Origin of the sequence: Aminobacter sp. NyZ550, assembly GCF_025628925.2 — a bacterium.
Taxonomy (GTDB): domain Bacteria; phylum Pseudomonadota; class Alphaproteobacteria; order Rhizobiales; family Rhizobiaceae; genus Aminobacter; species Aminobacter ciceronei.
On record NZ_CP114190.1, the window covers coordinates 4,254,016 to 4,267,592 of the forward strand.

The window sequence follows — 13,577 nt, forward strand, 5'->3', positions numbered from 1 at the left end:
ACGCGCCGTCAGATCGATCGACGTCTGGGACGATTGTTGCCATCAGAAGTCAGGGCACCGGCGCAGAAGCAGCGCAGGTCGAGACGATCTGCGCTAATCTTGTTCGTCGCGGGCAGAACCGGCATGAAACCGCTGGCGCGAGCGAGCTCGGACCGCAGCGACCCTAGGGGCACCAATGCTTGTTCGTTTGTTTGACCGATGGTCGGAATGGCCGGCCTGGGCGCGATGGACATCCGGCATCGGCGCCATGGTGCCGCTCGGTTCTGTCCGTGCGGCATGGGGCGAGCGCGATTTCGTGGCCGAGAGCCGGCCTTGAAAGAGGTGGCAATTTCAGGTTGAATACACGTTATACGCGAAAACAAGCAAAGCTTGGACGATGGGCCTGTTTATCGATCTGTTGATTGACCCTGCACGGATTGCCTTCATGGCATTTCTGTTGGCGACCGCTCTCGAACTCAAGAGCAGGATTGCGGTCGGATTGACGATCACTCTCGGGGCGATCGTGTTTGCAGTCCTGATGCCCTTGGTCAGGCCGACCGAGGCTCCCGGCATAGCGTTGGGCCTGATCGCCAACCTTTTCCTGCTGGCGATCTTCTACCGTTTTCATACCCTGGTGTTGCGCCGCCTCAACCCAGGGTCAAACCGACCTTCGACTGGGCTTCTCATGGGACTGTTCGATCTGCTTCGCAGCAGAAAAGCCCGCAGGGAGCAAGCACTCCTCGCGGAGGCGCGCGCCAGAGGCCAAAACCTCGCCATGCTGCGCTCGGCCATCTCCACGATCGGCGGCGAGATGATAGCCGCCGGGTCCGATACCCAGCTTGCGCCGCGCTCGGCAGCGCTTCTCGTAAGCCACATCATTACACCCCGCTCGGTCGTCGACAGCGACGTGCGCTTGCTCGCGGGTCTGTTCGCCATGGTGGCCGCGAGACATTTCTCGTCCAAGATCGGCACGAATTTCGAGTATGCCAGCACGCACGCGGTGCTCGAAGTGATCGGCCTCCGCAATCGGGATGAGCTCGCCACCATCATCGAAAATTACAACAAGCCGTGTGTGACCAATGCCGATCCGGTCGCGATGGTCGGGTATTCCGTTGGCGTCTGGATGGCCTGTCCAACGCAGGAAAATCTGGGTTTCCTCAGGGGCCTGTTTTCCCTGCTCTTCGGGTGGATGGCCAAAGAACGAGGTTCGGCGCCGCAGCAGCCATCGCCTGCGTTGCAGGCCGGCGCAATCCCGGAAGCCGGAAGTGCACCTCCTCCAGACACGAAACCCTATAGGCGCGGCGCCCGATTGGTGGATTGGGACGGCTGTCCGGCGATCTTCGGTGAAGCTGGAGCATTCGCCATGCTCAAGCCAAACTCCCTCTGGGTGCCGGTGGACTTCGTAGATGTCCAGTGGTCCGGTGACATACTCCCCGAAGAGATCTGGCGCAAACGCTTCAAGCGCTTCGGCGAACTCGACCCGCCGATGTTCGACCAGGTTTTGCCCCGAGCGCAGGAACCGACCGGCCGGCCGGCTGCGGAGCCTTCTGCCTCGGCGCCGCCATCGCCTGCGCTCCCGGCCGGCGCAGCCGGGGAATCCGCAAGTGCTGCATCACCGGACACGGAACCCTACAAGCGCCGCACCCTTTTGGTAGATTGGGACCGCCGTCCTGCGATCATCGGTGAACGCGGAGCATTCGCCATGCTCAGCCCCAACTCCTATTGGGTAGAAGTGGACTTCGTCGATGTCTGGTGGAACGCTGACGTGCTCCCCGAAGAGATCTGGCGCGCACGCTTCAAGAGCTTCGGCGAACTGGACCCGCCGATGATCGACCAGCTGTCGCCACCCGGACCGCTGGATCCGATCGTCGGGCCGCCTGATCCAGACCGGCGCAGCCCCGGAATTCAGATATGGTACCCCAAACCCGAAACGCCATAGCGGCCCTCCAATTCGTGAGCATCGCCTGTTGTAAGGCCGCCGGACGTGTCCCCGTCCGGTAGAGAGCTGGCGGGCGGGAATCGGGCACAGCGGCACCCTCTTTTTCCCTCGACAGTGTCCGTCCACAGTCCAGCCCCGACATATGTCGAGATGAGTTGCAGCCAGTTGCCGTCCCCTGAAAAGCGCCGCCCTATGCGGCCAGGGAGGTGAGCTCAGGTTCGACACCTCTGAAATCGTCCGGCAACCCGAAGCCACCCTCTATGATCCAGCGCCAATAGGGCAGCGTCAGGAACGGCGCCATCCTGGAGCGGCGGTCAACATCACCAGACAACATAGCGAGATCACCTGATGAGGCGTGAGCGGGAATGCCGAGCAACCGCGCCGCATCTGTCCCAAGCCGGAATGACGGGCCGAGCCGAGAGCCGTAGGCGTCCCGATCGGCGACGCGCGCGGCGGGCCGGCGCGCCTCGGCTGTCGGATCGGGCAATTGCCCGCCTGCCGAGGCCAATGCATGGAAGCCGGGGCCGCCCAGCTTTTCCCAGGCGTTGTTGATCTCCATGCCGACCGACATGATGCCGGAGCGGTCCAGCCCTGCGGCAATCCATGTTTCGGAATCCTCCGCAAGCTCGCTGCCCGATTCCATGGCCTCGAGCCAGTAGACCAGCATGCCCAGAGCAGACATGCCCAGCGTGCCCGAGACGAACGAGCCCGGACCGTCTTGCAGGCCGTGCATCGATGCACGCTGATTGGCGGCCAGCGCGAAGCTCGTGAATTGTTGCAAGGCCCTGCCCTCCGGCGTGTGAGCAAACAGCGGCACATCCGCCAAGCTCTCGGTGACCACCGTGGTGTCGACGTCCTTGTTGACGGCGGCAGTGAAGGCGCGGCGCGCTTCGTCATCGGTCCAGCGCCCGATCAGCGGAATGTGGACAGTCTCTTCGATCTGTCCGAACAGTGAGTACTGGGCCGCAATTCTTAAGGCCATATCCTCGTCGATACCGACGAATTCCATGTATTTGCGGTCGGCCGCAGAAAGGCCCGCATAGCCCCGGATTCCCGGCTGTGTTACACTTTTTCCAAACAAGGAATCCGATATGCGCCCCACCAATTTAGTGAATTGGGATAACCGCCCAGCAGTCATCGGTGAAGCCGGAGCATTCGCCATGCTCAAGCCCAACTCCCCTTGGGTTCCGGTGGACTTCATGGATGTCTGGGAAACCGCCGACGTGCTCTCCGAAGAGGCCTGGCGCGAACGCTTCAAGAGCTTCGGCGAACTGAACCCGCCGATGTTCTCGCTCGACCAGGTCTCGCCTGCAGCAGCCCGCGCCGCCGAATAGAGCTTCTCGGCCTCCTTCTCCAGCTTGAGGAATTCCTCGGACGTGGGATCAAGATCTCGCGCGAGATTGTACAGCTCTTCCCCGCGTCCGAACTTCGCGTCACGCAGGTTCGATTCCCATAGCTGGACCTCACCCACCGTTCCATCGTCAAAGCGCAGGATGACCTTGCGGTCGAAGTAGCCGTTGGTCTTTTTCTTCCAGCCTTCGTCCAGAACGTCGTATCGCTCCGCCAGCTTCGCAACCACTTCGTCGGCCCGGGCAGGTGTCTCGACCACGAAACCGGCCCGGACCACATCCGTCAGGTGGGACGCGTCGTCATATCCCTTGCGCGCAATCTTGACTGCCGCTTTCTCCTTGTCCTTGAATCCAGAATTTACGAAGGTCGAGCCGGTTGCCTCGGCGACTTCGCTTCCCGCGGCGACGAGTTCGGCCTGCCGTTTGCCGACCACCGCATAGAGCTCATCAAGCGATACAGTCGGCTGCTCAAAGAAATCGCCAATGACCAGCTCTCGGGCCGGCAGGGAAGCGCCATCGCTCGCCGCCAGCACATTCTTCAAGATGCGGTTCTGGACCAGCGCTGAAGAAACGTGCGTGTTCACGTCGGTCAGGAACGGCAGCAGCGTCATTCTGGAGAAGGTGGTGCCCATGTTGTCGATCAGTTGCTCGAAGGGCGGAATCATCGCATGAGGATCGGTCAGCCCGGCCATGGCGGCGATACGCGAGCGCAACAGGTGTTTCACCACCGTGTAAAGGCGCCTGGCATCGGCGGCCGCGAACTTGATCGCGCCGAGATTGGTGACCAGCGGTGCGATACCTTCGTTCATATACCGGCCCAGCCCGTGGACCATCGCCGGCCGCACGGCATCTCCCAGCGACGAAACCAGCATGCCGCCGAGCCGGCCCATGACCTCGAACAGCCCCGCCGTCCGCAAGACGCGGGCGAAGTCGGTGTGCCGGCTGTCGAGCCCGGACTGCCCGCGCAGAAGATCGCGCATGGCGGTGACGTCCGCGATGTCGCTGCTTTCCCGGCGGGTCAGGTCCTGGAGTGCCTTGGCCTTGGCTGCTTCGTCCATGTCGGATGCCTGCACCTGTTCACGCAGTTGCCGGTAATCGTCTTCCAGCCGGCTCAGCTGGCTCTGAAGCGTCGGCTTGCCCGGCCCGCCAAGGCGCCTGTCCAGGCGTGCCAGTTGGACGTCGGCCGCAACGACGCGGGCAAAGCGCCGGCCGATCAATTCGACATCGTGTTCAAGAAACTCCTCGATGAGATCCAAATCGATGTCGAAGGGGCGTCCCGCCAGCAGCCCGTGTCTCGACATCACGATGTCATAGAACGGCATGTCCTGGTTTGCCCGACTGGTGACCTGGGAAAAGATGTCGTCGACAACGCCGTTCACATAGTCCGCCCGCTCCCCCGGCGACCGAAACCGGTGGCTATTCGGCTCGGCCTCCGGCGCCAACTGGTCGAGCGCGTCGGGTTTCACGCCCTTGATGCGGGCGGGCTTGCCCATCTTGTCAGCCTCGCGCTCGAGGCGCGCAAGCTGTTGGTCAACCCACTGCCTCACAATGGTCTTGAAGCGGACTTCGCCGGCTTTCAGCCGCGGGGCGTTGCCGAAGCGGGCCAGAAACAAAATAGCGCCCTGGTCGCTCACGCCAGCCGGCAGCAGCCCTGCCTTGATTGCCAGCTGCTTCAGCGGATAAAACACCGCCTTGCGCCAGGCAACGCCGGCTTTGTGCACCGCCTTGTTGTCGCTTTTATCTCCCTGACGCATGGCCTTGCCGACGGCGATTTTGAACTCTTCCCAGCCCATGTTGAAGCCGCGGGCCTTGCGCGCTTCGTCATAGATGGAGCGCATTCTGGTCAGGGCCTTGGCGACCCCGGCGCGCCCCCAGAATTTCACTTCACTTTCCAAGGCAATCTCACCCTCGCCGCGCGCAGTGTTGTCGAAATGGGAGCCGGTATCGACCAGGTCGGCCATGAGTGAGCGATGAACGGCAGACGGACTGTCCAGGGCGCGCCGCAGCGGCCCGAGATGATCGCTGGCCGGGCCAGCCGTCCCGGCCTCTGCGGCGTTGTCGGCATCTTTGATGTTGCCGTCCGCAGCGACGCCCGCGCTCTGTGCTTCGGCAATGCCCGCCCTGAAGTCAGCCGGCGCCGCGCCGTTGGTGTCGGCCTCGGCCAAGACACTGTCGACCGTGGCCAGCGGCTTTTCGCCCACAGCGTTGTCGACGTCTTTGATGTTTCCGTCTTCAGCAATGCCCGTGACCTGTTCTTCGGCAAGGCCCGCCCTGACTTCAGCCGGAGCCGCGCCGCTGTCGTCGGCCCCGGCCAATACACGGTCGACCGTGGCCAGCGGCTTGGCGCGCGCAGCATTGTCGACGTCTTTGATGTTGCCGTCCGCTGCAGCTTCCGCGAGCTGTTTTTCGGCGACGCCCGCCCTGAAGTCGGCCGGCACAGCCCCGCTGCCGTCGGCCTCCGCCAAAACACGGTCGACAGTGGCGAGCAGCTTTTCGCCCGCAGCGTCGTCGCCGCCTTTAATGTTGCCGTTCGCAGCAGTGCCCGCGACCTGTTTTTCGGCGACGCCGGGCCTGAATTCAGCCGGCACAGCCCCACTGTCGTCGGCCGCGGCCAAAACACTGTCGACAGTGACCAGCGGCTCGGCGCGCGCGGCGTTGTCGGAGTCTTTGATACCGCCGTTCGCAGCAGTGCCCGCGACCTGTTCTTCAGCAATGCCAGCCCTGAGTTCAGCCGGCACAGCCCCGCTGTCGTCGGCCTCGAACAAAACACGGTCGACAGTGGCCAGGGCCGCCTTGCGTTGAGATGCCGAAAACAATGCGCCGACACCCCCACCAAGGAGCGCGCCGAGAACCGCACCGCCACCGATGGCAAGCACGCTCTCTTCGAGAGGCCGCGTCTGCTGTGTTGCCTGCAGCGCCGTTTCGGACACGGTGGCCCCGAGCGCACCGGCAAAGCCGGTCGAGAGCGCCGTACGGGCGATGGTTGCACCGGTCGTTGCGCCACGCACCAGAGCCCCGCCCGGGAGGAGCGATGGCCAGTCGAACGCTTGAGCGCCGAATTGTGCAATTGTCGCAGTCCACCCGCCAGCTTCGAGAATGCGGTCGTCTTCCCGCTCCATGTCGATCTGGCTTTTCATGGCTGCGTGCGCGCGCCAGTTGCGCAGCGTGGTGAAGCGCTCCCAATGCGGTTCGTAAGCCGTGCCGCGAATGTCATTCCAGGCAGCTTCGCCTGTATAGCTCGCTTCGGGCGTCGTCCGATCGATGCCGGCCAGCTTGTTGTTGGCTGCCGAGCCGAACGTATTGCCATCTCGCCACGCTGCCCCGATCACCGTCGCCGTGTCGGGATCAAACTCCGGCTCGTCCATCTGCGTGTAGTCGAGCGCGCGGAAGGCGCCCAGCACAGGACGCTCATCGGGATACTCAATCTGCGGCATCGTCGCTCCACATGGCGTCGTTCATCGCATGACCGAAGGTGATTGGCAGTTTCTCGGGATCGAAGGTTGGCTTTGCCGGAGTCTCAAGCGGTCGCTTTCGGATTGTTTCGGACTGGGATCGGCCAAGCTCGCGGGCAGCTTCGGCCGCGCGTGCCTTCATCCAGTCGGGGCCGACGGTTGCCTCGAGCGCACGCATCGCTGCAGCATCGCCGGCGCGTGTCGCATCACTCGCAGCATCCTGGCGCGCGCGCTCGGCCATGGAGAGCTTGCCGAGCTTGTCGCTGTATCGCTTGAAGGTCGCAGCATCGACACCCCATGGCGGGCCGAAGACCTCACTGAACTGCGTCTGGCCGCCTGACGTGTATTGATAGAACAGGCGATAGCGTGGGGGGCGTTTTGCCTCGATGTCAGCACGCGTCTTGTCGGACGCCAGGATCGCGACGTTCTCGACCTTCCGGCCGAGCTTGGCGGCGTAGTCGCTGGCGGTCTTCATGGCATCTTCGCGCAGATAGTCGAGGCTGCCGCCGATCGCCGGATAGTGCAACTCGGGCGGCATCCGCATCAGATTCGGAGAGCCCGAAACGTTGCTGACGTTCCAACGGCGCTTGAGGTCGGTGAGCGCCGCGGCCTTCGCCGCAGCGGCATCGCCGCCATATTCGTAGAACTTTTCTTCGGCGATCTCGCGATATTCGGCCAGCAGACCGTTGGGCTGTTGCGGGACGATGCCGGCGCCGGGCGCCGAAGACAACCAGCCCGGGTCAAAGGAGCTCGTCACATCAGAGACGCTCAGATACTTGATGAACCTGGCCGCCTTGGTCTTCAGCACTTCGCGATTGGCCATCATCAACGGATCGGACGCGGCGAGAATGCGGGTTGCTGCTTCTTCGCCGCTGAGGCCGAGATCAACGACCATGTGGCGGAAGACGCCGAGCTTTTCGCGCGCCTGTGCACCACCTTCGAAGGCGCCGAACGAAACGGGCGCAAGAGGTTCGAGCGTGTCGGCCTTCGACATGGCCGCCGCGAAAGTCGCCGGATCGGTCGACGCCACACCCTTGCGAATATCAGCCTGCACGCTCTTCGGGATGTAGCCGGTGCGCGCGACAAACTCTGATGTGATTGCATTCTGCTGGACGGCATCTTCGGCTGCGGCAAAGAGCTTGTCATAGGTCTTGTCGGCAATGCTGGTCTGGTCGCTGTCGAAGCTGTCGACGTCGACCTTGCCGCCGGCCAGGGCGCCGATCATCGCATTGACGCCGCCGCTTTCCTGCTGCGCGACGCGGAGGGTCGTCACGAGGTCGGCCTTGTCGCTGCTTTCGAGCGTCGCGTCGGCCAGGATCACGCTTTCCCGAACCGTGTCCGGCTCGGTGGCAATCAGGTCATTATAGCGCTGCTTCGTCGTTGCGCGCTGCCGCGTGACCTGCTGGCTGTGTTCCGTCTCGCCCCATGACGCCAATTGGTCCCGGCGGTCATACGGAATCTTGTCGAGGTCGGCGTCTTCAGCCTGCGGGTTCTCGCCTGCGATACGAAGCGCGTTGTCACGCCGCCCCGTCCAATTGTGCGCGCCCCGCGCATTGCTGGCAGACCAGCCCGCCGGTCGCTCGTAACCGGTGAAGGCTGCAGCGGCGTCTTCTGCGTTCGTCGACCGCGCGAGATTTTCGCCTGCCGCGCGCTCGCTCGTGCGCAACTCGTGATCAATGAAATCGATCTGGGTATCGAAGTCGTGCCAGTCAGTGCCTTGCGATGCAGCGAACGCCTTGAGCGCCTGCGCGCGCTTTCCGTTCCATTGGGCAATGCCAATGCTGTCCGAGCCGTCGCTTCCGTCGCCAGCGTTGCGGGCCTGTGTATTGAGGCTGACGCCGGACTCCGCTTGCAGGTTGCCGACGATGCCTGCCGCCTGGTGCGGCGCCCAACCCTTCGCAATCAGGCGCTGATAGGCTCGCCCGACACGCCCGCCAACCGGAGCGCGCATCTGAGATACTGCAGCGGCCGGATCCTGCTGGAACGTCCAGCGCCACTTGCTTTCGGCAGCGTCGGCTTCCCACTGCTGCCGGCGCGCCGCCTTCCACGGCTCGGGCATGTCAGTCGAATTGATCGCTTCCAGACCCGCGCGCTTGAGCTGCACAAAATCGGCGGCATTGTTCTTTATCTGCGTGCGGTAGCTGTCGAGATTCCTGTTGGTGGTGCGGTCGTAATAGGCGCCCTTGGCGTTGCGCTCGTATTCGTCAGCCTTCTCATAAAGCGAATTGCCGCGGGACAGAATGTTGTTCAGGTATCCCGTCTGCGCATCCTTGGTCAGGCCTTCGAAATTGGCCTTGGCGAAGTCGTTAGCGCGCTGCTGGTGGCCTTCCATGAACTGGCGGGTGAAGCCGATGCCGCTTTCCGAACTGTCCTCACGCGCCTTGAGGAAACGCTGTTCCTCATCGGCGAGAAACCGGGTCAGGCTGGTCGAGACAGCGTTGGAACGGTCGTTGGCGACGTCGATCTTTTCGCGCTCGGCGAGCTCGAGCAGGCTGTAGCTCGCCCGGACGACGGCCTGGCCGGCGTCAGCAAGGGCAGCCCCCACCATCGGCGTCGGCCCGGCATTGGCGATGCGGCCCGAACGCGGATCGGCGTAAGCGACGTCGCGTGCTGTGGGAATGGTCACCATGCGCTGTTCACCTGGGGGCGTTGTAGGGGAGAGAGACCGAGCTCCGGTCCTGCGTCTTCTTGTTGCTTTCGCCGAAGCGGCTGAACAAAGACGACATGCCTGAGAACAGCGAGCCGGCCGCCCGGATGCGCGCCGCCCGCATGGCGCTTTCGGCGTTGTAGCCGGCGACCTTGGCGGCGTCGTTGTAGCCGCGCGCCTGCTGGTCGCCCTTGTAGATGTCGGTTTCGGCGGCGAGCCGCACCCGCTCCGACGTGTCGTCCATGATGTCGATGACAGAGGGATCGGTCATGCTGCCGCCCGAGCCGGCAATGGCCGCCTGCTGCTGCGACAGAAGCTGCCGGCCTTCGCGATAGCGGGCCATCGCGTCGCGCTGGCTTGCCGCCGCAGCCTCGTCGGCCTGCTGGGCGGCAACCTTCTGTTCGTACTGGAAGCGGGCCTTCTGTTCGCGACCCTCCTGCATGGCGCCGGCAACCGACATGATGGTGCCCCCGATGCTGGCGATCGTGCCGATCGCCCCAAGAACAGGTGTCAGGAAACCCATTGCCACACCACCTTTCCGTCCAAGATTTCGTCTGTCGGCCTGAAGCCGAGCTTCAGCATCAGCGCTTCGGCGCGGGGGATCGCGGTATCGCAGGTCGCCCTGATCACGCGGGCGCCGCTTGCCTTCACCTCCGCCAGCACCTGAAGGATGTGGCGGAAGATGAAGGGCCGGCGCGCTTCCGCCGGCACCTCGAGGAAGGCCATCCACTCGCCCTCACCCGTCTCGATGACGCAGCCGAAACCGGCGAGCAGGCGACGGCGCCACAGCGCGCGGCCGATCCACCGGCTTGTTACCTGCACGCCGCCATAGAAGCGGGCGAAGTCGATGTCGTCGGCGGGCCTGATGTCAGCCATTTGTCTTGACATCCATCACCAGCGAGCCGGCGGTGAACGGATAGGGCGAGCGATGTTCGAGGCAGAGCCGGCTGTCGGTGTCCCAGTCGCTCGACACCGACATCATGTCGGCGTCGAAGCTGGTGAACAGACTGTTTGCCGCGATCGGCTTGTCGCCCTTGGTCACCGTCAGCCGGTGCAGGCTGTCGAAGGTGTTGCCGACGCGCAGGCCGTCCAGCATGGTGTAGACCAGATACATGCCGAGCTGCGACACGCGTTTCTTGCGGAACAGTGCGGTGCCGTTGGCAGCGCCATAAGCCAGCTTGGTCGACTGCCAGCGCCCGACATAAGGCAGGCCGATCACCACTGCCCGGCCGGCCGGCTGCGGCGGCAGCACCACCTGCCCCGAGACAACGGGATAGAGGTTGTCCTGGTCATGCAGGGCCGCACCGTCGAGCCAGACGGTGACGCCCTTGCCGTTGAGATGCGGCACGGCAAATGTCGTCTGCCCCGCCGTGGTTGTGAAGCGCCTGAAACCGTCGGCCAGGCAGTTCACCTTGCCGCCGCGGCAGTCCTTCAGGTCGGCCAGCCTTTCCAGGCGTTGCGTGCCGTTGCGGAGCACGGCGAAATAGACATTGTCTTGGCCCTTGCCGCGACAGGCGATGACCTGCTTGAACGCACCGTCGGTGACGACGCGCGACCAGGCGACCACCTTCTCCGAAGGGCGATAGGTCAAGGCGCGGGCCTCGCCGTTTTCGAGGATGAACCACACCACCGTGTCGGGCTGGCGCTGCACGGCCATGCTGACGATGGGCGAGCCGCCGCAGACCTCCTCATGCATCGCCATCAGGTCCATGGCGCTGTAATCGAGCGTGCCCTGCTCGGCGATCAGCGCAAAGACCCTGAGGCCGGTGCTCTGCACGAAGATGCCGTCCTTGTCGCATTTGACCGCGCGCAGGTCGTAGCTGCCTTGCGTCGAGCCATCGACGGGAAACCAGCTCGACGCCGTCAGCGGCTCGTCGAAGCTCGACGACTTGATCGAGATCTCGGAATTGTCGGTGCCGGCGATGAGCCGCTGCAGGCCGAGCAGCCACAGGATGCCCCTGTCGGTGCTGGCGCCGATCGAGCGGTAGATGGGCGCGCTGTCGCCCTCGACATTGTCGTTGAAGCTGTGGAAGGCATCGGGCACCGAGCCATGCACGAAGTCGCCCTTGCCCCAGTAGAGCCGGCCGCCGAAGGCCTCGATGCCCCACGGCCAGCCGTCGAAATCCGACCAGGTCGAAAAGTCCCATTCGAAGGTCGGGCTCAGCGAATAGAAGCGGCTCAACACTTCGACGTTGGCAACGGTGGCGCTGCCATAGGCAGTCATGCGGGCGATGCCGACCTGGCTGCCGCCGGTGTAGACCAGCGAGGTGTCGATGGTGCCGCTGGTAAAGGTGACGGCGACGAAACGGAAGAACTTGACGACGTTGTTGTCGGGGTCGCGGTAGTTGGTCGGGCCGGTGTTGGCCGCATAGGTGCTCACCGTGCTCCAGGCGCCGGGATTGCCGCTGCCGTCATCGGTCGCGACCTCGAGGCGGACCGAACCGACCCAGGTGCCGGAGACCTGGAAGCTGAAATCGCGTGCCGCATTGACGCCGGACACGCGGATCGAGGCGCCATTTGCCGGGGCGGCGGTGAAACTCTCCTGCACGGTCTGGCCGGACTGGAACAGGCGGAACAGGCGGCCGACCATGCTCGCTTCGAACAGCGGCCGGCTGGCCGTCAGCGTGCCGTTGCCGGTGTAGACGGACGGGGTCAGCGCCACCGTGCCGTCGGCTGACACAAAGGGGCCGTCGTCGACCTTGTAGCGCTGGATGCCCCAGCTGGTGTCGCCGCGGCGCTGGATCTCACGCTGCTGGAACTGGCGCGAAGCGAGATAAAGCACGTCGATATTCTGCTTGTGCCGGGGGGCGGCGAGATCGGCCGTCGTCCATGGCGTCGAAATGACAAGCGTTCCCGGCGCATCGATCTGGCAGCGGGCAACCAGCGCCTGGCGCGCCTTGTCGGTGTAGATCTCGAGATGGATGCTTGTGCTGTTGGGCGTGAAGGCGATCGAATGGTCGCCGTCGTCGAGGATCGACAGCGGCAGGATGTCGCTGGCGCCTGCAGACGAGCCGATATGCACCCAGACCGGGCCGCGGACGATTTCGACACGCAGGCCGTGTTCCTTGCCCTGGTCGCCGGCTGCCACCGATATCGTCTGGCGCGCCGCCGCCCTGCCCTGGGTGGTGCCGGTCAGCACCAGATTGCCGCCCGCGACATTTGCCGAAGCGCCGACGGCGCTGGCATTGGTCCAGCCGGTGAAGGAATTGAAGTCGCCATTGGTAATCGTGGTCGAGACGGCGACACGCGAGACGAAGGCATTGTCCTTCAAAATACGCATCTCGTTGTTCGACAGGATCGGCACCAGCATCGAGGCGTTCGAGCCGGCGAAAGAATATTCGAGCAGCCGGACATCACCGAGATCGATGTCGGCAATGTGCTCGAGGCCGGGCCGCAGCGTCATCGAGCCGACGACGCGCGGCAAGATGTTCGAGCTCAGCGCCGAGGCGAACTGCATGCGCTCGAGGTCGAGGCGCGACAGCGCTTCCTCGCCGATCTCGCCGCCATTGACCGAATAGACCGGAGCCGAAACGCGTGGCATCAGACCTCCCCCTCGCCAAAGCTGATCTGGCCGCCGACAAGGGTTGCGCCGCCGTCATGACGGCCGCCGACACCACTGCTGCGCCGGGCGCGCAGCCAGCTGCCCGGCTCTATCAGCTTGTTGTTTTCGTTGCGGGCATCGATGTTCTTGGCCTGCACCAGGGCACGCTCCATGCGCTGGCGCAGCTTTTCTTCCAGCGTATCGCCCGAGGTCAGCTTGCCGCAGGTGTCGAAGGCGAGCTTGAGGGCGACGTAACGCCAGAACATCGTCGGCCAGGTCACGACCTTGTCGTCGGCGGCGTTCACATCGCTGATGAAGCGCAGATAAAGCGCCGGCGTCTGGGCATGCAGCCGGCCGCCCTCATCGGCATAGTCGTGGAAGGTCGCAAAGTCTGATGTGTCCGAGACAACAAGCGTGCGCAGCCAGCCCTGGGGGTAGTCGAAGGCATGGGCCCAGCCCAGGGCTGGTGTTGCGGCCGCGTTGGGCGACAAGGCAATGGAGGCCTTGGCAAAGTTCCAGTCGCCCGAATTGAAGGCTTCCTCGACAGCACCGCCCCAGGCGTTGGCGAAGACATAGGTGGCTTCGACATCGTCGGTGAGGGTTGTGATGGCGGCCTTTTCCAGGTGAGCCAGCGCCTGCTTCCAGATCTCGAGCTTTGTCGCCATGGCAT

8 protein-coding genes are annotated in these 13,577 nt (G+C 63.9%); 2 read left to right on the top strand and 6 right to left on the bottom strand.

All coding sequences use genetic code 11. From position 1 onward, the window contains the following. The first annotated feature begins 175 nt into the window (after window positions 1-175). Window positions 176-316, top strand: coding sequence for a hypothetical protein (locus N7E70_RS21085; protein WP_263007514.1), 141 nt, complete (start codon window positions 176-178; stop codon window positions 314-316). A gap of 60 nt (window positions 317-376) precedes the next feature. Then, on the top strand, window positions 377-1,918 hold the full coding sequence (locus tag N7E70_RS21090) for a hypothetical protein (RefSeq protein ID WP_154385500.1): 1,542 nt from the start codon (window positions 377-379) through the stop codon (window positions 1,916-1,918). Window positions 1,919-2,108: 190 nt separating this feature from the next. Here the strand turns inward: N7E70_RS21090 and N7E70_RS21095 are convergent, their stop codons facing one another. From N7E70_RS21095 to N7E70_RS21120, 6 genes are read right to left on the bottom strand one after another with little or no spacing between them, the layout of a single operon-like run. Then, window positions 2,109-6,701, bottom strand: a complete 4,593-nt coding sequence (locus N7E70_RS21095; RefSeq protein ID WP_182573647.1) for a hypothetical protein — start codon at window positions 6,699-6,701, stop codon at window positions 2,109-2,111. Beyond that, entirely contained in the window at window positions 6,688-9,348 is a 2,661-nt protein-coding gene (locus N7E70_RS21100; RefSeq protein WP_263007515.1) for a phage tail tip lysozyme, read from the bottom strand. Before N7E70_RS21100 ends, N7E70_RS21095 begins: the two co-directional genes overlap by 14 nt. 7 nt (window positions 9,349-9,355) lie before the next feature. Further along, on the bottom strand, window positions 9,356-9,889 hold the full coding sequence (locus N7E70_RS21105; protein WP_263007516.1) for a hypothetical protein: 534 nt from the start codon (window positions 9,887-9,889) through the stop codon (window positions 9,356-9,358). Further along, window positions 9,877-10,242, bottom strand: coding sequence for a hypothetical protein (locus tag N7E70_RS21110; RefSeq protein WP_263007517.1), 366 nt, complete (start codon window positions 10,240-10,242; stop codon window positions 9,877-9,879). Before N7E70_RS21110 ends, N7E70_RS21105 begins: the two co-directional genes overlap by 13 nt. Next, entirely contained in the window at window positions 10,235-12,907 is a 2,673-nt protein-coding gene (locus N7E70_RS21115; protein WP_263007518.1) for a hypothetical protein, read from the bottom strand. The genes N7E70_RS21110 and N7E70_RS21115 overlap by 8 nt, the downstream gene beginning before the upstream one ends. Continuing rightward, on the bottom strand, window positions 12,907-13,572 hold the full coding sequence (locus N7E70_RS21120) for a hypothetical protein (RefSeq protein WP_263007519.1): 666 nt from the start codon (window positions 13,570-13,572) through the stop codon (window positions 12,907-12,909). The genes N7E70_RS21115 and N7E70_RS21120 overlap by 1 nt, the downstream gene beginning before the upstream one ends. Window positions 13,573-13,577 lie beyond the last annotated feature (5 nt).

Coding starts and splice junctions, on each gene's coding strand:
- N7E70_RS21085 (WP_263007514.1), top strand. CDS start 176: ATGCTTGTTCGTTTGTTTGACCGATGGTCGGAATGGCCGGCCTGGGCG.
- N7E70_RS21090 (WP_154385500.1), top strand. CDS start 377: ATGGGCCTGTTTATCGATCTGTTGATTGACCCTGCACGGATTGCCTTC.
- N7E70_RS21095 (WP_182573647.1), bottom strand. CDS start 6,701: ATGCCGCAGATTGAGTATCCCGATGAGCGTCCTGTGCTGGGCGCCTTC.
- N7E70_RS21100 (WP_263007515.1), bottom strand. CDS start 9,348: ATGGTGACCATTCCCACAGCACGCGACGTCGCTTACGCCGATCCGCGT.
- N7E70_RS21105 (WP_263007516.1), bottom strand. CDS start 9,889: ATGGGTTTCCTGACACCTGTTCTTGGGGCGATCGGCACGATCGCCAGC.
- N7E70_RS21110 (WP_263007517.1), bottom strand. CDS start 10,242: ATGGCTGACATCAGGCCCGCCGACGACATCGACTTCGCCCGCTTCTAT.
- N7E70_RS21115 (WP_263007518.1), bottom strand. CDS start 12,907: ATGCCACGCGTTTCGGCTCCGGTCTATTCGGTCAATGGCGGCGAGATC.
- N7E70_RS21120 (WP_263007519.1), bottom strand. CDS start 13,572: ATGGCGACAAAGCTCGAGATCTGGAAGCAGGCGCTGGCTCACCTGGAA.